Annotated in this window: 22 protein-coding genes; 9 read left to right on the plus strand and 13 right to left on the minus strand. The window is 69.7% G+C overall.

Annotated features, from left to right (window positions below; genetic code table 11):
* Nucleotides 1–44: 44 nt before the first annotated feature.
* Genes ACIBI9_RS14620 through ACIBI9_RS14635 form a run of 4 tightly spaced genes read right to left on the minus strand, consistent with a single transcriptional unit; the run spans nucleotide 45 to nucleotide 4,787 of the window.
* The gene (locus tag ACIBI9_RS14620; RefSeq protein WP_397222505.1) at nucleotides 45–1,979 is read right to left on the minus strand and encodes a DUF6807 family protein; all 1,935 of its coding nucleotides are present in this window, start codon (nucleotides 1,977–1,979) and stop codon (nucleotides 45–47) included.
* Nucleotides 1,976–3,031 (minus strand): mandelate racemase/muconate lactonizing enzyme family protein, encoded by a 1,056-nt coding sequence (locus ACIBI9_RS14625; protein WP_397222506.1) that lies wholly within the window; start codon nucleotides 3,029–3,031, stop codon nucleotides 1,976–1,978. Before ACIBI9_RS14625 ends, ACIBI9_RS14620 begins: the two co-directional genes overlap by 4 nt.
* Nucleotides 3,028–3,900, minus strand: coding sequence for a 5-dehydro-4-deoxyglucarate dehydratase (locus tag ACIBI9_RS14630; protein ID WP_397222507.1), 873 nt, complete (start codon nucleotides 3,898–3,900; stop codon nucleotides 3,028–3,030). The genes ACIBI9_RS14625 and ACIBI9_RS14630 overlap by 4 nt, the downstream gene beginning before the upstream one ends.
* On the minus strand, nucleotides 3,897–4,787 hold the full coding sequence (locus tag ACIBI9_RS14635) for an NAD-dependent epimerase/dehydratase family protein (protein WP_397222509.1): 891 nt from the start codon (nucleotides 4,785–4,787) through the stop codon (nucleotides 3,897–3,899). The genes ACIBI9_RS14630 and ACIBI9_RS14635 overlap by 4 nt, the downstream gene beginning before the upstream one ends.
* A gap of 179 nt (nucleotides 4,788–4,966) precedes the next feature.
* Here ACIBI9_RS14635 and ACIBI9_RS14640 point away from each other — a divergent pair, with 179 nt between their 5' ends.
* The 6 genes from ACIBI9_RS14640 (at nucleotide 4,967) to ACIBI9_RS14665 (ending at nucleotide 11,585) form a co-directional block, all read left to right on the plus strand.
* Entirely contained in the window at nucleotides 4,967–5,920 is a 954-nt protein-coding gene (locus tag ACIBI9_RS14640; RefSeq protein WP_397222510.1) for a LacI family DNA-binding transcriptional regulator, read from the plus strand.
* A gap of 214 nt (nucleotides 5,921–6,134) precedes the next feature.
* Nucleotides 6,135–7,100, plus strand: coding sequence for a carbohydrate ABC transporter permease (locus tag ACIBI9_RS14645; RefSeq protein WP_397222511.1), 966 nt, complete (start codon nucleotides 6,135–6,137; stop codon nucleotides 7,098–7,100).
* Nucleotides 7,084–7,950, plus strand: coding sequence for a carbohydrate ABC transporter permease (locus ACIBI9_RS14650; RefSeq protein WP_397222512.1), 867 nt, complete (start codon nucleotides 7,084–7,086; stop codon nucleotides 7,948–7,950). The genes ACIBI9_RS14645 and ACIBI9_RS14650 overlap by 17 nt, the downstream gene beginning before the upstream one ends.
* A 46-nt stretch (nucleotides 7,951–7,996) precedes the next feature.
* Nucleotides 7,997–9,280 carry an ABC transporter substrate-binding protein gene (locus ACIBI9_RS14655; protein ID WP_397222513.1) on the plus strand — a complete coding sequence of 428 codons (1,284 nt, stop codon included), beginning with the start codon at nucleotides 7,997–7,999 and terminating at the stop codon, nucleotides 9,278–9,280.
* 9 nt (nucleotides 9,281–9,289) lie between these two features.
* A complete protein-coding gene (locus tag ACIBI9_RS14660) occupies nucleotides 9,290–10,570 on the plus strand; it encodes a Gfo/Idh/MocA family protein (RefSeq protein WP_397222514.1) in 1,281 nt (426 codons plus the stop codon).
* On the plus strand, nucleotides 10,560–11,585 hold the full coding sequence (locus ACIBI9_RS14665) for an alpha/beta hydrolase family protein (protein WP_397222515.1): 1,026 nt from the start codon (nucleotides 10,560–10,562) through the stop codon (nucleotides 11,583–11,585). Before ACIBI9_RS14660 ends, ACIBI9_RS14665 begins: the two co-directional genes overlap by 11 nt.
* A 55-nt stretch (nucleotides 11,586–11,640) precedes the next feature.
* Here the strand turns inward: ACIBI9_RS14665 and ACIBI9_RS14670 are convergent, their stop codons facing one another.
* The 7 genes from ACIBI9_RS14670 to ACIBI9_RS14700 all read right to left on the minus strand — a co-directional run bounded on the left by ACIBI9_RS14670 (nucleotide 11,641) and on the right by ACIBI9_RS14700 (nucleotide 18,232).
* Nucleotides 11,641–13,410, minus strand: a complete 1,770-nt coding sequence (locus ACIBI9_RS14670; protein WP_397222516.1) for an ABC transporter substrate-binding protein — start codon at nucleotides 13,408–13,410, stop codon at nucleotides 11,641–11,643.
* A gap of 18 nt (nucleotides 13,411–13,428) precedes the next feature.
* A complete protein-coding gene (locus ACIBI9_RS14675; protein ID WP_349450651.1) occupies nucleotides 13,429–13,704 on the minus strand; it encodes a DUF2160 family membrane protein in 276 nt (91 codons plus the stop codon).
* Between the two features lie 2 nt (nucleotides 13,705–13,706).
* The gene (locus tag ACIBI9_RS14680; RefSeq protein WP_397222517.1) at nucleotides 13,707–14,459 is read right to left on the minus strand and encodes a carbohydrate ABC transporter permease; all 753 of its coding nucleotides are present in this window, start codon (nucleotides 14,457–14,459) and stop codon (nucleotides 13,707–13,709) included.
* Between the two features lie 73 nt (nucleotides 14,460–14,532).
* Nucleotides 14,533–15,429, minus strand: a complete 897-nt coding sequence (locus ACIBI9_RS14685; protein ID WP_397222518.1) for a carbohydrate ABC transporter permease — start codon at nucleotides 15,427–15,429, stop codon at nucleotides 14,533–14,535.
* Nucleotides 15,426–16,520: an ABC transporter ATP-binding protein gene (locus ACIBI9_RS14690; RefSeq protein ID WP_397222519.1), complete on the minus strand. Its 1,095-nt coding sequence runs from the start codon at nucleotides 16,518–16,520 to the stop codon at nucleotides 15,426–15,428. The genes ACIBI9_RS14685 and ACIBI9_RS14690 overlap by 4 nt, the downstream gene beginning before the upstream one ends.
* Complete coding sequence (locus ACIBI9_RS14695) at nucleotides 16,513–17,667, minus strand: ABC transporter ATP-binding protein (RefSeq protein ID WP_397222520.1); 1,155 nt, start codon at nucleotides 17,665–17,667, stop codon at nucleotides 16,513–16,515. The genes ACIBI9_RS14690 and ACIBI9_RS14695 overlap by 8 nt, the downstream gene beginning before the upstream one ends.
* Before the next feature lie 115 nt (nucleotides 17,668–17,782).
* Nucleotides 17,783–18,232, minus strand: a complete 450-nt coding sequence (locus ACIBI9_RS14700; protein WP_397222521.1) for a MarR family winged helix-turn-helix transcriptional regulator — start codon at nucleotides 18,230–18,232, stop codon at nucleotides 17,783–17,785.
* A gap of 43 nt (nucleotides 18,233–18,275) precedes the next feature.
* Between ACIBI9_RS14700 and ACIBI9_RS14705 the strand changes: the two genes are divergently transcribed.
* A complete protein-coding gene (locus tag ACIBI9_RS14705; RefSeq protein WP_397222522.1) occupies nucleotides 18,276–18,668 on the plus strand; it encodes a VOC family protein in 393 nt (130 codons plus the stop codon).
* Nucleotide 18,669: 1 nt separating this feature from the next.
* Here ACIBI9_RS14705 and ACIBI9_RS14710 read toward each other — a convergent pair whose 3' ends face one another.
* Complete coding sequence (locus tag ACIBI9_RS14710; RefSeq protein WP_397222523.1) at nucleotides 18,670–19,452, minus strand: SDR family NAD(P)-dependent oxidoreductase; 783 nt, start codon at nucleotides 19,450–19,452, stop codon at nucleotides 18,670–18,672.
* Between the two features lie 96 nt (nucleotides 19,453–19,548).
* Here ACIBI9_RS14710 and ACIBI9_RS14715 point away from each other — a divergent pair, with 96 nt between their 5' ends.
* Complete coding sequence (locus ACIBI9_RS14715) at nucleotides 19,549–21,102, plus strand: DUF4434 domain-containing protein (protein WP_397222524.1); 1,554 nt, start codon at nucleotides 19,549–19,551, stop codon at nucleotides 21,100–21,102.
* 26 nt (nucleotides 21,103–21,128) lie between these two features.
* On the opposite strand, the gene ACIBI9_RS14720 is transcribed toward ACIBI9_RS14715, so the two are convergent.
* Entirely contained in the window at nucleotides 21,129–22,010 is an 882-nt protein-coding gene (locus tag ACIBI9_RS14720; protein ID WP_397222525.1) for an arginase family protein, read from the minus strand.
* A 28-nt stretch (nucleotides 22,011–22,038) separates the two neighbouring features.
* Between ACIBI9_RS14720 and ACIBI9_RS14725 the strand changes: the two genes are divergently transcribed.
* A complete protein-coding gene (locus ACIBI9_RS14725) occupies nucleotides 22,039–22,620 on the plus strand; it encodes a CGNR zinc finger domain-containing protein (RefSeq protein ID WP_397222526.1) in 582 nt (193 codons plus the stop codon).
* The last annotated feature ends 48 nt before the right edge of the window (nucleotides 22,621–22,668 follow it).

The following is a 22,668-nucleotide window of genomic DNA, read 5'->3' on the forward strand; positions in this document are numbered from 1 at the left end:
CTAGCCACCGGTCGCGTAACCGCCAGGAAACGCCGAGTGAGGGCTTACCGAAGGGCCGGTGTCGCTTCGCGTACCGTCTCCTCCAGCGCGGACGCGGCGGCGGCGTCGAGCCTGCCGTCCACCACCGCCGTCACGACCCGCCTGGTCAGCGTGTCCTCGACGACGAGCGGCCGGTCCCAGGCCAGCGCCTGTCCCACTCCCGGATAGTGCTCGACCCGCACGAACCACGGGTCGCCGTCCGACTGCACGAAGACGAGCGTCCAGTCCCGCCCCTCCGGCGTGGTGCCGGACAGGGCGACCCAGGGGTCGCGGCTGCCGTGCACGGCCTCCTCGTCCCCGGGCAGGGCGATCCGGGCGGTGGAGGTGCCGGGGGCGCGCCAGAAGAAGCCGCCGTACCCCGCGCCCACGCGGCCCTTGGTGGCCGAGCTCTGGATCTCCAGCGGCGCGCCGGTGAGGTTGGTGAGCGTGAACGCGAAGTCCAGCGCCCAGAAGTCCCCGAACGGCCGGGCCGTGACGGTCCGCTCCTCGCGCGCCATCAGCCGCCCGCCGGGCCCCGCCCACTCCAGGTGCTCGACGAAGCCGGCGTCGTCGAGCCGGGAGAACGACAGGTGCCGCTGCGTCCCGTGATCGCCCAGCCAGGCGGGCCCCTGGTCCTTGACGTACGTGCGGCCGCCCCAGAAGTTCACCCCGCCCAGGTCGGAGATCGCCACCCCGACCCCGAGGTGGTGCACGTGGTCCTCGGGACGCACCTCGGTGACCTCGACGCCGCCCAGCGTCCGCACCCCGTGGAGATACGGCCGGGGCGAGTCGGTGACCGGCAGATCGGGCCGCAGCTCGTACGAGGCCACCTCCCGCCCGGAGGCCAGCAGCTCCACCCGGGTCCAGGGGACGTCCAGCTCGGAGTAGAGCGACAGCGTCTCGGCGCTGCGGGCCGTCAGGTCGGCGACGCCCGGCAGGAACCGGTGCGTGACCTCGCCCGAGTCGGCGTCCCGCTCGACCTCCTGGTACCGCTCCGGGATCGGCAGCGGCTCGGGAGCCAGCCGCACCGCGTCCAGCACCTGCGTGAACGTCTCCGTGGCGGACAGCGGCACCATCAGGTCGGCGCCCGTGCGGAGATGGTCGATGAGGTTCTCCAGCAGGTCGGTGCGCTCGTACACGGTCGTCGTGACCGTGCCGTCCGGCAGCTCGACCTTGAGCTGGTCCTGCGTGTAGACGAGCGTGGCGCGGCCCGCGTCGCCGTGCACGACCAGGTACGGCTCGCTCCGGCCGCTCGCGCAGAGCGTCACCGCGATCGTGATCACGAAGCCGTCGTCGAAGCGGATCCGCAGGCAGGACGTGTCGTCCGACTCGATCGGATGGGCGTGGTAGAGCTCGGTCTCGATCTCCGCGACGGGGCCGTCCACCAGGGCGAGGGCGGTCGCGACGGCGTGCGCGAACGGGTTCGTCAGCGCGCCGTCCACCACGTCCACTCCGTCGAGCCGGCGCTTGCCCGACCAGGCCGACCTGGTGAAGTAGGTCGAGGGCCGCTCCCAGGCGCCCGCGCCGCCGATGCCGCGCACGCGCCCGATGGTGCCGTCGGCGATCAGTTGGCGCAGGGCGGGGACCGCCGCCGAGCCCAGCGACTGGAAGCCGACCTGGCAGGCCAGCCCCGTCTCCGCCACGGCCGCGGCGATCCGGGCGTGCGCGGAGGGGCTCGCCGCGGGCGGCTTCTCCAGCAGCACGTTGGATCCCGCGTGCAGCGCGGTCACCGCGAGGTCGGCGTGCGTGTGGATCGGCGTGCAGATGACCGTGATGTCCGCGCCGGTCTTCGCGAGGAGCTCGCCCAGGTCGGGCGACTGCAGCGGCGAGCCGAAGTCCACCTCGACGGGCACCACGTCGCAGATCCCGGCCAGCTCGATCAGCCCCTGGTTGGACAGCCTGCGCAGATTGCCCAGATGGTGCCGCCCATGGCCGTGCGCACCAGCGAGTACCACCTTCATCGCGACCACCTCAGTCCGAGCCCCGCGTGCGCGCCCGCCCGCAGGACCCCGTCGGAAATCTGCACCGGGTACGGCTCCTCCAGCAGCCCGAGCGTCGCGAACGACGCGTCCTCCACGTCCTCCGCCATGACCGGCAGCGGCAGGGTCAGCGCGAGCTGCCCGGATACCTCGCTCAGCAGATGCGGATAGACCGGCACGTCGTACGTCCTGGCCAGCTCCACGATCCGCAGGAACGGCGTGATCCCGCCGACCCGCACCACGTTCGGCTGGACGACGTCGCACGCCCCGGCCGCGAGCAGGTCGCGGAAGCCGTAGGTGGTGTAGACGTTCTCCCCGACCGCCACCGGCACGTCGATGGAGCGCCGCAGCTCCACGTGCGCCGCCACGTCGTCGGCGGGCAGCGGCTCCTCGATCCAGTGCAGCCCGAACTCCCGCAACGCGGAAAGAGCCCGCCTGGCCCGGTGCAGGTCCCACCGCTGGTTGGCGTCGATCATCAGCAGCCGGTCGGGCCCGATCACCTCGCGAACGGCGGCCACCCTGGCCACGTCCTCCGCCAGGTCGGGCCGGCCCACCTTGATCTTGACGCCCCGGTACCCGGCCGCCACCCAGCGCCGCGCCTGCTCCACCAGCTCCTCCAGCGGGTAGTGCAGGTTGACGCCGCTGCCGTAGACCGGGACCTCGTCGCGTCGCCGGCCCAGCACGTCGGCCAGGCCGCCGTCGCCGCAGCGCAGGTCCCACAGCGCCAGGTCGATCCCGGCCAGCGCGATCGTGGTGATCCCGCCCGGACCCGCCTCGCGAAGGTGCCGCCACAGCCGGTCCCAGACCACCTCGGGGTGCGCGGGCAGCCCGATCAGCGCCTCGCGCAGGTCGTGGTCGAGCAGCGCCTGTACGGCGTGCGCCCCGATCTGCGGCGTCCACGAGAACCCGGTGCCGGTCCGCCCGTCCTTCAGCGTGACCTCGCACACGACCACGTGGTTGGCCGGCACGTCCGCGCCCCAGGGCCGCGGCAGCGGAGCCGTCCGCAGCGAGGTACGCAGGTCGGCGATCGTCATGACGCGGCCAGCTCCAGCCCCGTCTTGATCAGCGCCTCCAGCTCCGCCAGGTGCTCGTCGGTCGGCTCGACCAGCGGCGGGCGGACGGCGCCCACGTCCAGGCCGCGCAGCCGTACCCCGGCCTTGACCAGGGCGACCGGGTAGCCGGGGACCTTGCCGCGCAGCCGTACGAGCGGGGCGTAGAACCCGGTGAGCAGCCGCTCGTCACCGTTCAGATAGGCCAGCGCGATCTCCGGCGCGAACGCGAACACCGCGCTGGAGTACAGCTCCACGCCGATGCCCCGGTAGGCGGGCATGGTCAGCTCGGCCGTCGGCAGCCCGTTGAAGAACAGGAAGTCCGGGTACGCCTCCCGCACCGCCAGCACGGTCCGCTGCATCCGGTCGATGTCGCCGAGGCCGTCCTTCAGCCCGATCACCCCGGGGATCCCGGCCAGCTCCACCACGGCCTCCGGCTCCAGCACCACGGAGCCCCGCTGGTAGACGATCACCGGCAGCTCCGCGGCCACCGCCGCCACGTAGGAGGCGAAGCCGTGCCCGGGCCCCTGAGCCAGGTACGGCGGCATGAGCAGCAGCCCGTCGGCGCCCGCCTCGCGGGCGGCCCGCGCCTGGTTCAGCGCCGTGCCGAGCGGGCCGCCCGCGCCCGCGAACACCGGCACCCGCCCGCCCACGACCTCGGCCGCCACCCGCACCGCCCGCGCGTGCTCGGCCTCCGACAGCGCGGAGAACTCGCCGGTGCCGCACGCCACGAACACACCGCCGGGACCGTGCTCCATGCCCTGCCGGATGTGCTCGGCCAGCACCTCCTCGGCGAGCCGGCCGTCGGCGTCGAAGGGGGTCACGGGGAAGAACAGCACACCGCTCAGATTCATTCGGCTTCCTTCATTTCCGTGCGCCAGCTCCGCTTGGGCTGCCAGCCGAGCAGGCGCTCTGCCTTGGTGGTCGAGAAGGCGGGGGTGGTGCCGGTGAGACCGGCGGCGAACGGTTCGGTGCTGGGCACGACCTGGGGCAGCAGGTCGGCGAGCGGCTTGCGGGCCAGCGCGTCCCCGGCCCCGGCGAAGAAGACCTCGCCGTTGGGCAGCTCGGGCAGCGCCTCGGCCAGCACCGTGATCATGTCGGCGCAGTCGCGGGCGTCGATGTAGTTGAACAGCGACACCCCGCCCAGCTCCGGCCGGTCGAGCCGCTCACGCACCGTGTGGCCCGACTGGGTGGGCGCGCCCGCCCACTCCTCGGGCGGGATGACGAAGCACGGCCTGATCGCGGCCATCCTGGTCGTCCCGGCCAGCGCGAACGCCTTCATGGTCTGCTCGGCCACGACCTTGGACAGGTTGTAGGCGTTCCACGGGCGCACCGGATGATCCTCGTCGATCGGCAGGTACGTGGGGGCCCAGCCGCCCGGGGCGCCGTACCCGATCACGGTGGGGCTGCTGGCCACCACCACGCCGCGCACGCCCAGCGCCACGGACGCCTCGCAGACGTTGAACGCGAGCTGGGTGTTGACCTTGAAGATCACCGATTCGGGGAGGCTGAACGGGGTCGCGATCGCGGCCAGATGGATCACGGTCTCGGGCCGGAACCTGGCGATCACCTCGAAGGTCTCGCCCGTGTCCGTGAGATCGGCCGGTAAGGCCATCGCGGCCTCGGATGGCGTGCCAGGCGTTCTGTCGACGCCGATGACCTCGTGCCCGGCCGCCGCGAGCGTGGTGACCACGCTTCGGCCGAGGCGTCCTGCGCTTCCGGTGACGAGGACTCTGCTCACCGTGAGGGCTCCTTCAAGACTGCAAACAGTTGCACTAAACCTTTGTGTCCTCAGGGCGAGGTCGTCAAGGGGTGATTTCGCCCCCCGTGCTCGAGCAGGGGTTTCCCGATGCAACGGGGCGGCAAGCGCTTTCATGGTACTCAGGGATTCTGCAAGCGGTTGCGTTAGGGTGGGCGACTGTGACAGTGACGATTCGTGATGTGGCCCGGGCTTCCGGTGTGCATGTATCGACCGTGTCGCGGACGTTCTCCGCGCCGCACATGGTGAACGCGGCCACTCGCACCAGGGTGCTCACGGTGGCCGAGGAGCTGGGATATCGCCCCAACCGGGCGGCCAGGGCGCTCACGACCGGCCGTACCCACAACCTCGGCCTGATCGTGGCCGACATCGCCAATCCGTTCTTCCCCCCGCTGATCAAGGCGGCCCACTCGGCGGCCAGGCAGCGCGACTACCACCTGTTCGTGGCCGACACCGACGAGGAGGCGGCCACCGAGGAGGAGCTGGTGCAGGCGTTCTCCAAGCAGGTGGACGGCCTGGTGCTGTGCAGCCCGCGCTCCTCCAACAAGGCGCTGGAACGGCTGGCCGCGCGGGTGCCGTTCGTGGTGATCAACCGGCGGCTGCGCGGCGCCGCCACGGTGCTGATGGACGTCGGCCACGGCGCCAGGCTGGCGGTCGAGCACCTGACCGGGCTCGGGCACCGCCGCGTGGCGCTCGTGACGGGCCCGGCCGGCTCGTGGACCAGCGCGGAGATCCGTACGGCCGCCGAACAGGTGGAGGGCGTCGAGCTGGTCGTCATCGGCCCCAACGCGCCCACCGAACGCGGTGGACTCGCCGTCGCGCGGCGGGTGCGGGACTCCGGGGCGACCGGCGTGCTCGCCTACAACGACCTGGTGGCCATCGGGCTCATCGAAGGGCTCGGTGACCTCGGGTTGAGCGTGCCGGGGGACGTCAGCGTGGTCGGGATCGACGACATCGTCTCCGGACGGCTGAACCGCCCCAAGCTCACCACTGTCGCCATGCCCACCGCCGCGGCCGGCCGGCTCGCCGTGGACCTGCTCATCCAGGAGGTGACGGCCACCACGTCGCTGGAGACGCGCCTGGTCATCAGGGACTCCACCGCTCCGCCACGATAGCGGGCCTTCTGCAAACGGTTGTACTAACTGCGCAGCGAATTCATCTGACTTCTCGGCCGGGCAAGCTCTCTAGCTGGGCAAACGTGGTAACGATATATCGGTAACGGCTATGTAACGTCTGCAAAGGGTTGACGTAACTTTCCCGCCAGCTATAGGAAAGCGCTATCCATTCACATCTCGCCGGAAGGTCCGTGAATGACGAATGAGTTCCGTCATGGCTGACACGGTGGCGGTGAAAACCCGAGCCCCGCGCGAACCGGCCACGCAGGCCGGTGGAGGCGGACGCCGCTCCCTACGTGCCCGCCGCGAGGCCAGGGCCGCCTACCTGTTCCTGGCGCCCTGGTTCGTCGGCCTGCTTGTCATCACGGTCGGCCCGATCGTCGCCTCGCTCTACCTGTCCTTCACCGACTACAGCCTCCTCAAGGAGGCCAAGTGGGTCGGGCTGGACAACTACATCAGGATGTTCACCGAGGACGACAGGTTCATGTCCTCGCTGAAGGTGACCACGATCTACGTGGTCGTGTCGGTCCCGCTGCAGCTGGCCTTCGCGCTGGCGCTGGCCCTGGTGCTCGACCGGGGGCTGCGCGGGCTGTCGTTCTACCGCTCGATCTTCTACCTGCCCTCGCTGCTGGGCGGCAGCGTCGCGATCGCGATCCTCTGGCGCAAGGTCTTCGGCGCCGACGGCCTGGTCAACGCGGTGCTGTCGATCTTCGGGATCCAGGGGCCCGGCTGGGTCGGCGACCCGGACACCGCGCTGGGCACGCTGATCCTCCTGCACGTGTGGACGTTCGGCGCCCCGATGATCATCTTCCTCGCCGGGTTGCGCCAGATCCCCAGCAGCTACTACGAGGCGGCGGCGGTGGACGGCGCCGGGACCCTGCGCCAGTTCCGCTCGATCACGCTGCCGCTGCTGACGCCGATCATCTTCTTCAACCTCGTGCTCGAGGTCATCAAGTCGTTCCAGTCGTTCACGCAGGCGTTCATCGTCAGCAACGGCAAGGGCGGCCCGGCCGACTCCACCCTCTTCTACACGCTCTACCTCTATCTGAAGGGGTTCAAGAGCTACGACATGGGCTACGCCGCGGCGATGGCGTGGGTCCTGCTGGTCATCATCGCCGCCCTGACCGGAGTGAACTTCCTCGCGTCTAAGTATTGGGTCTTCTATGGCGACACCAAGTAGGCCGGTCCCGGTGCTGTTCCGTCCCCTCAAGGGCGGGCCGGTGGTCAAGCACATCCTGCTGATCGGCTTCGGCCTGGTCATGCTCTATCCGCTGCTCTGGATGATCTCCAGCTCGCTCAAGCCAGAGGAGCTGATCTTCCGGGAGCCGGGGCTGTGGCCCAGCCAGATCACGTTCGAGAACTACACCGAGGGCTGGACGGCGCTGAAGCACCCCTTCGGCTACTACCTGTGGAACTCCGCGGTCGTCACCGCGCTGTCCGTGGTGGCGAACCTGGTGGCCTGCTCGCTGGCGGCCTACGCCTTCGCCCGGCTGAACTTCCCGCTGAAGAAGTTCTGGTTCGCCATCATGCTGGGCACGATCATGCTGCCGCACCACGTGGTGATCGTGCCGCAGTACATCATGTTCTCGAAGCTTGACCTGATCAACACGATCTGGCCGCTGGTGATGCCCAAGGTGCTGGCGACGGACGCGTTCTTCGTCTTCCTCATGGTGCAGTTCATCCGTACGCTGCCGAGGGAACTGGACGAGGCGGCCGAGATCGACGGAGCTGGCTATTGGCGCATCTTCCTCAGGGTGGTCATGCCGCTCTGCCTGCCCGCGCTGGCCACGACCGCGATCTTCACGTTCATCTGGACGTGGAACGACTTCCTCAGCCAGCTCCTTTACCTCAACAACCCGGACAACTTCACTGTCCCGGTCGCGCTGCGCACGTTCCTGGACGCCAGCAGCGACTCGCAATGGGGACCCATGTTCGCCATGTCGATCATCGCGCTCGGTCCCATCTTCGGCTTCTTCCTGGCCGGCCAGAAGTACCTGATCCGTGGCGTGGCCACGACGGGACTGAAGTAGTTCCGTCCACCCCCCAACAAGATGAAAACCCCTAGGAGGTAGAGCCGTGAGCTCTGGCAAGAAGGTGTGGTCGGCGGCATTGCTCGCCACCGCGATGCTGGCGGTCACCGCGGCCTGCGGCAGCGGCAGCGGCGGCGAAAGCGCCGATGGCAAGGTCAAGCTGCGCTTCTCCTACTGGGGTAGCGCCGCGCGGCAGCAGATGACCGAAGAGGCGATCAAGAAGTTCGAGGCCAAGAACCCGAACATCGACGTCGAGGGCGAGTTCTCCGACTTCGCCGCCTACTACGAGTCGCTGTCCACGAAGGTCGCGGCCAACGACGCGCCCGACGTCATGACCCTCGAGATCCGCGGCCTGCGCGAGTACGCCGACCGCGGCACGCTGGCCGACCTGGCCAGCAAGGTCAACACCGCCGACATCGACGCCAAGGTACTGACCACCGGCGCCATCGACGGCAAGCAGTTCGCCATCCCCACCGGGGTCAACGCCTTCTCCCTGGTCGTCAGCCCGGCCGAGGTGGAGGCCGCGGGGCAGAAGCTCCCCGACGACACCAAGTGGACCTGGGACGACTACGTCGCCCTGGCGTCGAAGATCACCGAGAAGAGCGGCGGCAAGATCTACGGCACGCAGCAGAGCTTCAACCCGGCCTACCTCCAGATCTTCGCCGCGCAGAAGGGCGAGCCCTTCTACAACGGCAACAAGATCGGCGTCTCTCCGGAGACGATCAAGGCCTGGTGGGCCACCGCCCAGAACCTGATCAAGACCAAGGGTTCGCCCGACGCCGCCAAGACCGCCGAGATCGGCGCCCAGAGCGTGGACCAGTCGCTGCTGGCCACCGGCGCCGGCGGGATGGGCATGTGGTGGAGCAACCAGCTCGGCGGCATCGCCAAGAAGTCGGGCAAGGACGTGGACCTGCTCCGGATGCCGAAGCTGCCGGGCGCCACCACCGGCGGCATGTTCCTGCAGCCCGCGATGTTCTACACCGCCTCGTCGAAGTCCGAGCACGCGGCCGAGGCCGCCAAGTTCATCGACTTCATGATCAACGACCCTGAGGTGGGCGGGATCATCCTCAGCGACCGCGGCCTGCCGGCCAGCTCCAAGGTGCTGGCGGCGGTCAAGGACAAGCTGCCGCCCACGGACAAGAAGACGCTGGACTTCCTCGACAAGGTCAAGGGTGAGCTGGCCGACCCGCCGGCCGCTCCGCCGAAGGGCGCCAGCGCCATGGAAGACATCCTCACGCGCTACTCCGAGGAGGTCCTGTTCGGCAGGATGACCCCCGACGACGCCGCGCAGAAGTTCATCACCGAGGCCAACGCCTCGATCGCAGGCTAAAGGAGAGACATGAAGTACGCGTTCGTCGGGCTCGGGCACCGCGCGCAGATGTATGTCGACGCGCTGCTCGGGGAGTGGCGCGACGCCGGCACCATCGTCGCCCTGTGCGACACGAACCGGACCCGCATGGACTACTACGCCGAGCGGATCGGTCACGAGGTGCCGCGCTTCACGCCAGATGAGTTCGACAAGGTGCTCGAGCTCGCCGACGCGGTCATTGTCACCACCGTCGACGCCACCCACGCCAGGTACGTGTGCGCGGCGCTCGACGCCGGGCGCGACGTCATCGTGGAGAAGCCGCTGACCGTCGACGCCGAGGGCTGCGCGGCCATCGCCGAGGCGGCCGAGCGCAGCAGCGGCAAGCTGATCGTCACGTTCAACTACCGCTACTCGCCGCGTAACTCGGCCGTTCGCCGCCTGCTGCAGGAGGGCGCGATCGGCCGGGTGACGTCGGTGCACTTCGAGTGGACGCTCGACACCATCCACGGCGCCGACTACTTTCGCCGCTGGCACCGCGAGCGGGTCAACTCGGGCGGGCTGCTCGTCCACAAGTCCACCCACCACTTCGACCTGGTCAACTGGTGGCTGGCCGCCGCCCCGCAGACCGTCTTCGCCCAGGCCGACCTGCGCTTCTACGGCTCGGAGAACGCCCGCGAGCGCGGCGTGACCGGCCGCCCGGTGCGGGGCCAGGGCGCTCCCGGCCTCGGTACGGACCCGTTCATCCTGGACATCTCCAAGGACCCCCGGCTCAAGCGGCTCTACCTGGACGCCGAGCACGAGGACGGCTACCTCCGCGACCAGGACGTCTTCGGCGACGGGATCACCATCGACGACACCATGTCGGTGATGGTCCGCTACACCAACGGCGCCGTGCTCACCTACGCGCTGAACGCCTACGCGCCCGCCGAGGGCTACCGGGTGGCCTTCAACGGCACGGCCGGACGGCTGGAGCTGGAGGTCGTCGAGCGGGCCTGGACCCCGCCGCACGCGGCCATCGACCCGAGCGCCGCCTCCAAGCAGCACAAGGCCGACGCCTGGGAGAAGCTCACCCTGCACCGCCACTGGAGCGAGGCGGAGGAGGTGCCGATCGAGAGCGGCGCCGGCGGGCACGGCGGCGGCGACCGGCTGCTGCTGAACGACGTCTTCCGCGGCCCCGGCGACGACCCGCTGGCCCGGCAGGCCGGCTACCGCGACGGGATCCGCAGCGTGCTGACCGGCCACGCGGCCAACGTGTCGGCCGCGACCGGCGAGCCGGTGCACCTGGTGGACGACGGCACGCGTGTTCGCTGAGCTGGCCGAGGTCGCCGCCGCGCAGCTCGGGCCGTACCCCTCTCTCCCGGGGCCCGAGCTGCGGCAGGCTGCGCGCGCCGCGATGGGGGTGCTCGACCTGACCGCCGCCGACGTGCGGGTGGAGCGCTCGTGGACGGACGGGGACCTCGCCGGGGACGAGCTCTCCTGGTCGGTGGGCTTCGGGCCGCGCACCCACGCGTACCTCCTGCGCCCCAGGGACGCGGCCGGGCCGCTGCCCGGGGTGGTGGCGCTGCACTGCCACGGCGGGATGAAGTGGGTGGGCAAGGAGAAGGTCGCCGACGGTCCCTCTCAACCTTCCCCCGAGGTGCGGCGGGTCCGCGAGCTGCTCTACGGCGGTCGCGCGTACGCGAACGAGCTCGCCCGGCGCGGCTTCGTGGTGCTGGCCCCCGACGTGCTCACCTGGGGCAGCCGCCGTTTCCCGCTCGGCGTCGACGAGCCCGGCCCTTACGACGCGGCGGCCAAGGACCACGAGCACGTGGTCGCCAAGTACTGCGCCGCGCTCGGCACGTCCTTCGCGGGCGTGGCGGCGGGCGAGGACCTGGCCGCGGCGGCGTACCTCCGGTCGAGGCCCGACGTGAGCACCGTCGGATGCGTCGGGCTCTCCGGAGGCGGCCTGCGAGCCGCGCTGCTCGGCGCGTTCGACCCTGAGATGCGGGCCGTCGTGGTCGCCGCGATGGTCTCGTCCTTCCGCGACATGATCGACGGGTACGTCGAGAAGCACACCTGGATGCTCTGGCCGCCGGGGCTGCCGCGCCTGGGCGACTGGCCCGACCTGGTGGCCGCCCGCGCGCCCGAGCCGCTCATGGTCCAGTACGCCCTGCGCGACAGGCTCTTCCCCGAGCCGGGCATGCGCCGGGCGCACACCATGATCGAGGAACGTTATCGCGAGGCTCCTGACGCCTACGAGGCGGTGTGGGCAGACGTGCCCCACAGCTTCGACGTGACCAGGCAGGAGCAGGCCTTCGACTGGCTGGCTCAGCGGTTGAAGGCCTAGGAGAACCGCCGCCGCCCGGGACCTGCCCCCGGGCGGCGGCGCTCCTGAACGGGGGCTAGTTACCCGACTTCCACGTGGCGATGAGCTTGTCGTAGTCGAGCGTCTCCGGCTTGCCCCGCTCGTCGGCCAGCTTCGGCGCGGGCGCGCCCGGCTGGTCGAGCCAGTATTGGGCGGGCCGCTCCGGGTTCAGCTTCGGCGCGCAGTTGCCGCCGTAGCCGCGCCGCTCCAGCCGGGCCAGGATGTCGTCCTGCTGCTTGGCCAGGTTGTCCATCGACTGCTGGGCGGTCGTCTCACCGGTCACCGCGGTGGCCACGTTCTGCCACCACAGCTGGGCGAGCTTGGGATAGTCGGGGACGTTCGTCCCGGTCGGGGTCCACTGCTTGCGGGCCGGCGAGGCGTAGAACTCGATGAGCCCGCCGTACTTCTTGGAGTTCTCGGAGAAGAAGTCGCTGCGGATGTCGGAGTCGCGGATGAACGTCAGACCCTTGATCGACTTCTTCAGCGACACCGACTTCGACGTGACGAACTGCGCGTACAGCCAGGCCGCGGCCCGGCGGTCCTGCGGGGTGTTCCTCAGCAGCGTCCACGAGCCGGCGTCCTGGTAGCCGAGCTTGTTGCCCTGCTTCCAGTAGGCGCCGTGCGGGCTCGGCGCGATGCGCCACTTGGGCGTGCCGTCGCCGTTGACGACCGGCAGGCCCGGCTTGGTCATGTCGGCCGTGAACGAGGTGTACCAGAAGATCTGCTGGGCGATGTTGCCCTGCGCCGGGACCGGGCCCGCCTCGCTGAAGTTCATGCCCGCGGCCTCTCTGGGCGCGTACTTCTTCAGCCAGTCCACGTACTTGGTGAGCGCGTAGACCGCCGCGGGGCCGTTCACGTCGCCGCCGCGGGTGACCGACGAGCCGACCGGGCGGCAGTTCTCGACTCTGATGCCCCATTCGTCCACCGGCAGGCCGTTGGGGATGCCGGGGTCGCCGTTGCCCGCCATGGACAGCCAGGCGTCGGTGAAGCGCCAGCCCAGCGACGGGTCCTTCCTGCCGTAGTCCATGTGGCCGTAGACCTTCTTGCCGTCGATGGTCCCGTTGCCGTTGACCTTGCTGGTGAAGAATTCGGCGATGTCCTCGTAGGCCGCCCAGTTGACCGGGACGCCGAGGTCGTAGCCGTACGCGGCCTTGAACTGCTTCTTGATCTCCGGGTCGGTGAACCAGTCGTAGCGGAACCAGTAGAGGTTCGCGAACTGCTGGTCGGGGAGCTGGTAGATCTTCTTGTCCGGGCCGGTGGTGAAGCTGATGCCGATGAAGTCGTCCAGGTCGAGCGTGGGCGAGGTGACGTTCTTGCCCTCGCCCGCCATGTAGTCGGACAGAGGGAAGACGTAGTCGCCGCGCGAGTGGGTGCCGATGAGGTCGGAGTCGTTGACGTACGCGTCGTAGATGTTCTGGTTGCCCTGGATCTGGGTCTGCAGCTTCTCGATGACGTCACCCTCCTGGATCAGATCGTGCTTGATCTTGATCCCGGTGATCTCGGTGAACGCCTTGGCCAGTGTCTGCGACTCGTACTCGTGGGTGGTGATCGTCTCGGAGACCACGTTGATCTGCATGCCCCGGTACGGCGCCGCGGCCTTGATGAACCAGTCCATCTCCGCCAGCTGCTGGTCCTTGGACAGGGTGCTCGGCGTGAACTCCTCCGTCACCCACCGCTGCGCCGCGGCCTTGCCGTCGGACTCCTTGAAATCACTCGTGGGCTTCTTCGCGCCCTGCGTGCAGCCGGCCACTACCAGGACGAGCGCGGCCAGACCTACCGCCGCGGACCTGCCTGCCCGATGCCTCATCGCTCGGCTCCTCCTCTGTTAGCCCCATATCCCGATCACGACCGCCACCAGCAGCGCGCACCCGAGTGCGAGCCACATGGACAGGTCGGTGACAGCTATCCAGCCGGCCAGCACGACGGCCGCGCTGATCAGGCCGATGTAGAGCCGGTCGCCACGGTCGGTCTCGATGCGCAGGAAGCCGCGCCTGGCCACGGGAGGCGAGATGCGGGCCCAGACCGCCATGACGACCAGCAGCAGGGCGAGCCCGGCGAACACCAGCGCCGTCGGGACGGTCCAGACCATCCACTCCAGCATCCCTAGACCCTCCCCATGGTGAATCCCTTGGCTATGTAGTTCCGGACGAACCAGATGACGATCGCGCCGGGGACGATGGTGAGCACGCCCGCCGTCGCCAGCAGCCCCCAGTCCACGCCCGCCGCGCTCACCGTCCGCGTCATCGTGGCGGCTATCGGTTTGGCGTTCACCGAGGTGATCGTCCTGGCGATCAGCAGCTCGACCCAGCTGAACATGAAGCAGAAGAACAGCGTCACGCCGATCGCGGACCGGATCATCGGCAGGAATATGCGGATGAAGAAACGCGGCAGCGAATAGCCGTCGATCGCCGCGGTCTCGTCGATTTCCCGGGGAATTCCCGACATGAAGCCCTCGAGTATCCACACGGCGAGCGGCACGTTGAACAGCATGTGCGCGATGGCGACGCCGAGGTGCGTGTCGAAAAGGCCGACACTCTGGTAAATCTGGAAGAACGGCAGCAGGAACACCGCCGGCGGCGCCATGCGGTTCGTCAGGAGCCAGAAGAACAGGTGCTTGTCCCCGGCGAAACGGAACCGCGAGAACGCGTACGCCGCCGGCAGCGCTACGACGAGCGACATCACCGCGTTCATCGAGGTGTAGATGATGGAGTTCAGATAGCTCGAATACCAGGAGGAGTCCGTGAAGAAAGTGGCGTAGTTGTCGAACGTCACGCGCTGCGGGATGAGCGAGAAACTGCCGAGGATGTCCTCGTTCGGCCGGATCGACATGCCGAACATCCACAGCAGCGGCAGCATCAGCGTGGCCACGTACAGCCAGAAGACCGTCCGTGCCCAGGGCAGCCGCCGTTCGGTTCGCCTGGCCATCGGGTCACCTCCCCGACCTGGTCAGCACGGTGAAGAAGACGTAGCAGAGGATCTGCACGATCAGGAAGTAGAGCAGCGAGAACGCGCCCGCCGGGCCCAGGTCGAACTGCCCGACCGCGATCTTCGACAGCAGGATGCTGAGGAACGAGGTGGCGTTCCCCGGGCCGCCGCCCGTCACCACGAACGGCTCGGTGTAGATCATGAAGCTGTCCATGAACCTGAGCAGGATCGCGATCGTCAGCACCCCGCGCAGCCTGGGCAGCTGGATGTGCCGGAACGTGGCCCACGCCGACGCGCCGTCGATCTGCGCGGCCTGGAAGTACGGCTCCGGGATGGAGCGCAGGCCCGCGTAGGCCAGCAGCGCCACCAGCGGCGTCCAGTGCCAGACGTCCATGACCAGGACCGTGATCCAGGCGTCCGTGGAGTCCAGCGTGTAGTTGAAGTTGATCCCGAGGACGTTGTTGATCGTCCAGCCGCCCAGCCCGATGTCGCCGCGGGCGAAGATCTGCCAGATCGTGCCCACCACGTTCCACGGGATGAGCAGCGGCAGCGCGACCAGCACCAGCGCCACCGACACCCAGACGCCGCGGCGCGGCATCACCACCGCGAGCGCCACCCCGAGCGGGATCTCCAGCAGCAACACCTGCGCCGAGAACAGCAGGGTCCGCACGAACGCCGAGCGCACCTCCGGGTCGCGCGAGATCGAGCGGAACCAGTCCAGGCCCACGAAGATGCGGTCATTGGGGTTGAAGACGTCCTGCACGGAGAAGTTGACCACGGTCATCAGCGGGATCACGGCGGTGAACGCCACCGACACGACCACGGGCAGCACCAGCCACCAGGCCCGGTTGTCCTTGCGCTTCAGATCCGCGGCCCGCGGCTCCTCCTGGACCTCGGTCACGCCGTACCCCTTCCGTTCAAGGGCGCGAGGGAGCCGCACCTGACCTCGTCCCGGAACAGGAACGTCCGGTCCGCGGGGAAGTGGAGGAACTCGACCGAGTCGGGCCGGTAGGGCGAGCCCGCCTCGGTCCTGGCGATCAGCGGATGCTCGCCGACCCTGGTGTGGACCAGGTCGTACGCGCCCATCCGGTCGATCCCGGTCACCGTGGCCGCCACGCCCGGCGACCGGCCCGCGCCGATGATCTCGACGAACTCGGGGCGCACCCCGATCCTGACCGGCCCCGGCGGCAGCTCCCCGTCGGCCAGGCCCACGTCCGCCTGGCCGACGCGTACGACGTCGCCGACGATCTCGGCCGGGAGCATGTTCATGCCGGGCGAGCCGATGAAGTGCCCCACGAACTCGTGCGCCGGCGACAGGAACAGCTCGGCCGGCTCGCCCGCCTGCACGATCGCCCCGTCCTTGAGCACCACGACCTCGTCGGCGAACGTCAGCGCCTCCGTCTGGTCGTGCGTGACGTAGACGAGCGTGTGGCCGGTGTCGCGGTGGATCTCCTTGAGCTTGCTGCGCAGCGTCCACTTCAGCGCCGGATCGACCACGGTGAGCGGTTCGTCCAGCAGCACCGCCGCCACCTGGGAGCGCACCAGGCCACGGCCCAGGCTGACGATCTGCTGGCGGCCCGCGTCCAGGCGCCGCGACCTGCGGCCGAGCACCTGGTCGAGGCCGAGGAGCCGGGAGACCTGGCGGACCCGCTCGTCGATCTCCTTCTTCGGATATTTCCGGTTCCGGAGGGGGAAGGCGAGGTTGTCGTAGACCGACATCTCCTCGTACAGGACCGGGAACTGGAAGACCTGCGCGATGTTGCGGCCCGAGGTGGGCACGTCGGTGACGTCGCGGTCGTCGAAGAAGATCCGGCCCACCGTGGGGGTGAGCAGGCCGGAGATGATGTTCAGGAGTGTGGTCTTGCCGCAGCCGCTCGGGCCGAGCAGCGCGTACGCCCTGGAGCTCTGCCAGGTCCAGGTCATCGGCTTGAGCGCCCAGGTCTCGCCGCCGTCGTAGCTGTGGCCCACGCCTTCCAGGCGGATGTCAGCCATGCAGGTCGACCTCCGCGGCGCTGGTGGCGAGCAGGCGCCCGCCGTCCTCGTCGAAGACGAAGACGTGGGCCGGGTCCACGTACGCGACCGCGGACTCGCCGGGCGTGAACAGCTGGGTGCCCGGCAGGTGCGCGACCAGGTGGACGCTCCCCTGCAGGAGCAGGTGCACGAACGTCGCGCTGCCGGTCACCTCGGCCAGCCTGATCTCGGCGGGCAGCTCCAGCGCCCCGGGGCCGGCGCGCTGGATGCTCACCTGGTGGGGGCGGATGCCGAGCATGACCTCGCGGCCCGACGCGTGCGCGCGGGGCGCGGGGAACGACGTGCCCAGAACCTCGATCCGGCCGTCGCGTACGACGCCGGGCAGCAGGTTGAGCGGGGGATCGCTGAGCGTGGCGGCCACGGCCAGCGTCGGCGGGTGCGCGTACATCTCGGCCACGTCGCCGACGTGCTGGATCCTGCCCTCGCCCAGGACCACGGTCGGGGCGGCGAACGTCAGCGCCTCGTTCGGGTCGGCCGTGGAGTAGAGGACCACGCCGGGGGAGTCGGCGAACATGGTCTTCAGGTCGGCGCGTAACTGTTCGCGGAGCTTGAAGTCGAGATTGGCCAGGGGCTCGTCGAGCAGCAGCAGGTCCACGGGGCGGGCCAGCGCTCGGGCGATGGCGGTGCGCTGCTGCTGGCCGCCCGACAGCTCGGCGGGGCGGCGGTCGAGCAGCCCCGCGATGCCCATGAGCTCGGCGACCTCGCGCACCCGGCGGTCGATCCCCGCGCCCCGGAACTTCGGGTCGAGGCGGAGGGGAGAGGCGATGTTCTCGTAGACGGTCAGCGACGGGTAATTGATGAATTGCTGATAGACGAAGGCGACCGAGCGTTTCCGCACCGAAATCGCGGTGACATCTTTTCCGTCGACCACGACGCGGCCCGAATCCGGCGGTAACAGTCCGGCGGCGACGCGCATCAATGTCGTTTTTCCCGCGGTCATCGGGCCGACGAGTGTGGTCATTCCGTTGGATAATTCCAGGCGAACGTCGTCAAGCCAGGTCTCCCCGCGCTGCCGTACGAAGACGCCATCGAGAATCAGCGTCACTGTGCCGGTCCTCTCTGCTCGCCTCCATCTAACATGATCTGTAACTGTGTGCAAAGAGGGCATGTGGTGTTGCTGTGCAGAATGTGACGGATGAGTAATCACGATTCGATGTCGGGGCAGCCGTGAACGGCCCGGCCTATCACTCCGGCGGCTTTTTCCCTGCTCATCGGCAGGTTGTTCAACCGGTGAAGATCTTCGTGATCAGCTCGTGGAGTCGCTCCCGCTCGTCCGCCGTCAGCGGTGTCAGCGTCTCCCGTTCCACGCGCTCCACCAGGGTCTGCCCCCGCTCCAGCGCGTCGCGGCCCGCGGGCGTCAGCGAGACCCGGTAGCGCCGCCGGTCGGCCGGGTCGCGGTCGCGCTCGGCCAGCCCCGCGCCGATCAGCTCGTCCATCAGGCGCACCATGTCGCTCGGATCGAGCCCCAGCCGGCCGCCGACCTCGCGCTGGGCGGCGGGCCCGAAGTCCGACAGCGTGGCCAGCACGGCGAACTGCCACAGGCTCAGCCCGGTCTCGTCCGCCAGCCGGGCCGCCACGGTGCGGCGGCTCCCCACCCCGACCTTGTGCAGGACGAAGGTCGTGATCGCGAGCAGGGTGGGCGGCAGGTCCATCCCCTTAGTGTAGGTTGTCACCAATAATTGGTAGTTACCAACTATTTCTCGCTGGAGGCCCCCGATGGACGCGCTCTACCCCCGCCTGCTGGTGCGTGACTTCCCGGCCAGTGCCGCCTTCTACCAGGCCGTGCTGCGCGAGCTGCTCGGCGTCGAGCCGGTGAAGGTTCTGCCCGGATACGCCAACTGGGACATCGAGGGGGAGGCCGGGCTGGTCCTGTTCGGCCGGGACCGGCTCGCGGCCGCCGTCGGCACCGCGGACCTGCCTCAGGCGGCTCAGGACACGGCGATGCTGGTCATGAAGGTGGACGACGTCGACGCGGCCGCCGCCTGCCTGGCCCGCCACGGCGCCACGGTCGTCGCCCCGCCCCAGGACCGCCCCGACTGGGCGCCCACCCTGCGGACCGCGCACCTTCGCGACCCGGAAGGCAACCTCATCGAGCTGCAGTCGTACTGATTCAGGGCAGGATCGAGTCCACGTAGCCGCCGTCCACCCGCACCGCGCCACCCGTGGTCGCGGAGGCGAAGGGCGAGCTGAGGTAGACGACCATGTTGGCGATCTCCTCGGGCTCGATCAGGCGCTGCAGCAGCGACTGCGGACGGTGCTCCCGCATGAACGTTCGCTGCGCCTCATCCCACGGCAGGTCCTTGTCCACGAGCTGGTAGACGAACTCCTCCACGCCCCCGGTGTGCGTCGGACCGGCGATGACCGAGTTGACCGTCACCCCCGTGCCCGCCGCCGCCTTGGCGAAGCCCCGGGAGACGCCCAGCAGCGCGGTCTTGGTCATGCCGTAGTGGATCATCTCGACGGGGATGACCACGGCGGAGTCGCTGGCGATGTACTGGATCCGGCCCCAGCCGCGCTCGATCATGCCCGGCAGGTACGTACGGGTGAGCCGGATCGCGGCCAGCACGTTGACCTCGAAATAGCGCCGCCACTCGGCGTCGTCGATCTCGAGCGCGTCCCTGGCCCCGAAGATCCCCAGGTTGTTGACCAGAATGTCCACCCGCGGCAGCGCCTCCAGCACCGCCGCGCAGCCCTCGTCCGAGGTCACGTCGCCGGGCGCCTCGATCAGGTCGCCGACGCCGATCTGCTCCATCGCCATCGCGACGGAACTCTCGGTGCGGCCGTTGATCCCGACGCGGGCCCCGGCCAGCGCCAGCCCCTCGGCGATGGCCGCCCCGATGCCCTGGGTCGAGCCGGTGACCAGCGCGGTCTTGCCGCTGAGATCGATGCGCACGATGTCATTGTCCGTGATCAGGTGCCGGAGGTCACGCCGCGGCACGTGCACGGCGCGCCGGATGCGTAGGCTTGGGGTGGCGTGGAAGGGGCGTGGGTGCACCGGATCATCCTGTGGCTGGTCGTGGCGGTCGCCTTGGTGGGGAGTCTGGTCGTGCCCCACGGCTCCGAGGTGGAGGAGTGCCAGTCCCGCGACACCCGGGTCGTCGCCCCGTACGCCGTCACCGGCTACTGGGTCATCCCCCGGGCCGATCCGTGCGTGACGCGGCGCATGGTCGAGGCCGTCCACGCGATCGGCGGTGACACGCTCATCACGTTCGGGCCGAGGTTCAGCGCACGCGAGGATCCCGTCTTCGCCGACTGCCTCGTGGACGGGCGGCCGTGCGCCGAGGTGCCCGGGGTCCGTCACGTCTACACGTACGTGACCAGCGAGGAGTTCGGGAAAGGGCTGCTGCGCTGCCCGGGGCTGGACCGGCGGATCGAGAGCCGGGGCCGGATCTTCTACCGGGTCTCGCTGGCCGGGTCCTGCGCGGAGCCCGTCCAGGATCTCGTGCTCATCTCCACGGACGGCGACGGGCTCGGCAACCTGATGACCGAGGCGGCCGCGTACGGGATGACGGTGTTCCCCGGGCTGCCCGCCGCGCCCCAGCAGGAGGGCAAGCCGTGGGAGCCCGACGCCGCGCACATCCCCGCGCTGAACGCCTTCACCGCGCGGGTGCTGGCCGACTACCGGGAGCGGTTCGGGAGGTCGGCGGCGTTCGGCGGGGTCTACCAGTCGTTCGAGCTGGCCATGCGGGGGCGGGGGCCGAAGGATCCGATCATCGGGCTGTACGCGGCCCAGCACGCGGTCGTCGCCGCGGCCCTGCCCGGGAAGAAGATCGTGGTCAGCCCGTACATCGACGCCCGGAGGGGGCGCGGCTTCCCGCCCGGGCAGGTGGAGAAGGGGCTGGCGGACATCGCCGCGACCCGGGCCGGGGCACCCATGGCCGTCGCCGTGCAGGACGGGCGGGGGACGGGGAAGGTGCCGGTGTACGGGGTTCATGAGGAGGAGGCGCTCGTCGCTCCGCGATTGGCGCCGGTTGTCGGGGATGTGAGCAATGCGCGGGCGTACTACGGGTCCACGCGGGACTACATCGAGGCCGCGGCGCGGCGGGTGCCGTCCGGGGTGGAGCTGTGGGTGAACGTGGAGGGGTTCGAGCCGACGCCGGTGGACGGGGAGTGCGGGCGGGTCGATCCGCTGCCGTTGCGCGGGCGTACCACGAAGAGCCGGATCGACTCGCAGGTGATGGCGGCGGGGACCCACGCCGGAAAAATCATCTCTTATGGGTGGGACCCGTTCTTCACCTGCCAGGCCCGCTACGACACCCCCTCGCTGGCCGACGACATCGTGAACGGGTGGCGGCAGCCGATCATCGTCGGCGCCACCCGCAAGGAGATGAACGGGCGGCCCGGCATCCTCGTCGAGGGCTACAACCTGCGCGGCGGAACGCTCCGCTTCGACCCGCAGGGGGCGGTGGTCAAGCAGGAGTGGTACGCGCGGGGGCGGCTGGAGTCGGCGTGGGTCCCGTACGTACCCACGGGCCCTTGGACCTCGATCACCGCCACGAACGAGGCCGGCCACTCCAGCACGAGCGGCTACGTGATCCGTTAGCTCAGCATCCGTTAGCTCAGCATTCGTCAGGTCAGCGCCGACACGAGGATGTCCGCCAGCAGGGCGGCCTGGCTGCCGTCCTCGTCCAGGTCGGGGTCGAGGATCGTCACCTCCAGTCCGGCGGCTCCCGGCAGTCGCGCCAGCCCGCGGATCAGCTCAGTGAGCTGCGCGGCGTCGAGCCCGCCCGGGGTGGGGGAGTCCACGGCGGGCAGCACGGACGGGTCGAGCACGTCGGCGTCCACGTGGATCCAGAACCCGTCGAGCTCGTCACGCACCAGCACCTTGCTCGCGTCGTCGAGGGAGATGTCGGTGCCGGGGAGGTGGGCGATGCCGCTGTCCGCGATGTCCCGCAGATCCTCCGCGTCCCGGACCCCGAGCACGATCACGTCCTCGTCCCTGACGTACGGCCGTAGCCCGTCGATATCCGCCAGGTAGTCGTCACCGCGCCCGGTGATCAGGGCCAGGTCCTCCCCGGCCGCCGCTCCCACGTGCGGGCTGTTGCCCAGGTGCCGGAAGTCGGCGTGCGCGTCCAGGTACGCCACCCCGTACCGCCCGCTTCTGCGCAGGGCGAGGGCGGGGCCGAGCAGGATCGAGCAGTCACCGCCGAGCAGCACCGGGAACCCTCCCGCCGCCCGGATGCCGGTCACCTTGTCGGCCAGCCTGCGGGCGTAGGCGGCGATGGCTCGGCCGTTGCGCACGCCGCTCCCGGGCTCCCACGTGGCGACGTAGCGGGGCGGCACGAGCGACCCCGCGTCGGCGGCGCCGAGCCGCTGCACGAGCCCCGCGTTCCGCAGCGCCCAGGGGGCTTTGTAGCAGCCGGGGATGGTGTCGGGGGCGAGCGGGCGCAGGCCGAGATTGGACGGGGCGTCGAGGACCGTCAGGTGTCTGTCAGGGGTTATTGTGGTCATAGTCGTGACGGTAACAGAGGGGGGATGGATGCGCCAGTTCGCTGAAACGGGTCTTGTGGCGCTGGATCTGGCCAACACGTTGGACGAGTACCTGGACGATCCCGAGCGCCTGCCAGACGCTGAGGCCCTCCACCGCTTCTGCCTTGAGCTGGGCGAACACGGTGAGCTGGGCGAACACGGTGAGCTGGGGGTGCACGGCGAGCTGGGGGAGGGTGGCGAGTCGGGCGTTGATGACCTGCGAGCGGTGCGGGCGGTCCGGGAGCGGCTGCGTGCCGTGCTGTCCTGCGACCCTCCCGATCGGACGCGCGCCCTGGCGCAGTGGGTGGGCGAGTTGCCGATACGGGTGGTGGTGGAGGAGTCGGACGGGGCGCCACGACAGCGGCTCACCGCACCGCGGGGCGCCGACCTGGCCGAACGGCTCGCCGTCCGATCCGTCGCCGAGCTCCTCGACCTCGCCGCCTCGGGCGACTGGGAACGCCTGCGCCTCTGCGCGGCCGACCCCTGCAAGGACGCCTTCGTGGACCACAGCCGTCCGGGCAAGCGCCAGTTCTGCTCGACCCGCTGCGCCAACCGCGCCCACGCCGCCGCCTCCCGCGCCCGCCGCCGCTGAGACCCCTACCCGGCGCATGCGTCTGCCGCTCTTGAAGGTCCTCGCCCG

Source organism: Nonomuraea sp. NPDC050451, assembly GCF_044458585.1.

Bases quoted from the DNA above. Each gene is read 5' to 3' on its own strand.
- ACIBI9_RS14660 (WP_397222514.1), top strand. From the start codon at position 9,290: ATGAAGTACGCGTTCGTCGGGCTCGGGCACCGCGCGCAGATGTATGTC.
- ACIBI9_RS14675 (WP_349450651.1), bottom strand. From the start codon at position 13,704: ATGCTGGAGTGGATGGTCTGGACCGTCCCGACGGCGCTGGTGTTCGCC.
- ACIBI9_RS14680 (WP_397222517.1), bottom strand. From the start codon at position 14,459: ATGCTGCCGCTGCTGTGGATGTTCGGCATGTCGATCCGGCCGAACGAG.
- ACIBI9_RS14720 (WP_397222525.1), bottom strand. From the start codon at position 22,010: ATGACCACAATAACCCCTGACAGACACCTGACGGTCCTCGACGCCCCG.
- ACIBI9_RS14670 (WP_397222516.1), bottom strand. From the start codon at position 13,410: ATGAGGCATCGGGCAGGCAGGTCCGCGGCGGTAGGTCTGGCCGCGCTC.
- ACIBI9_RS14630 (WP_397222507.1), bottom strand. From the start codon at position 3,900: ATGAATCTGAGCGGTGTGCTGTTCTTCCCCGTGACCCCCTTCGACGCC.
- ACIBI9_RS14620 (WP_397222505.1), bottom strand. From the start codon at position 1,979: ATGAAGGTGGTACTCGCTGGTGCGCACGGCCATGGGCGGCACCATCTG.
- ACIBI9_RS14645 (WP_397222511.1), top strand. From the start codon at position 6,135: ATGGCTGACACGGTGGCGGTGAAAACCCGAGCCCCGCGCGAACCGGCC.
- ACIBI9_RS14625 (WP_397222506.1), bottom strand. From the start codon at position 3,031: ATGACGATCGCCGACCTGCGTACCTCGCTGCGGACGGCTCCGCTGCCG.
- ACIBI9_RS14690 (WP_397222519.1), bottom strand. From the start codon at position 16,520: ATGGCTGACATCCGCCTGGAAGGCGTGGGCCACAGCTACGACGGCGGC.
- ACIBI9_RS14725 (WP_397222526.1), top strand. From the start codon at position 22,039: ATGCGCCAGTTCGCTGAAACGGGTCTTGTGGCGCTGGATCTGGCCAAC.
- ACIBI9_RS14650 (WP_397222512.1), top strand. From the start codon at position 7,084: ATGGCGACACCAAGTAGGCCGGTCCCGGTGCTGTTCCGTCCCCTCAAG.
- ACIBI9_RS14695 (WP_397222520.1), bottom strand. From the start codon at position 17,667: ATGCCCTCTTTGCACACAGTTACAGATCATGTTAGATGGAGGCGAGCA.
- ACIBI9_RS14705 (WP_397222522.1), top strand. From the start codon at position 18,276: ATGGACGCGCTCTACCCCCGCCTGCTGGTGCGTGACTTCCCGGCCAGT.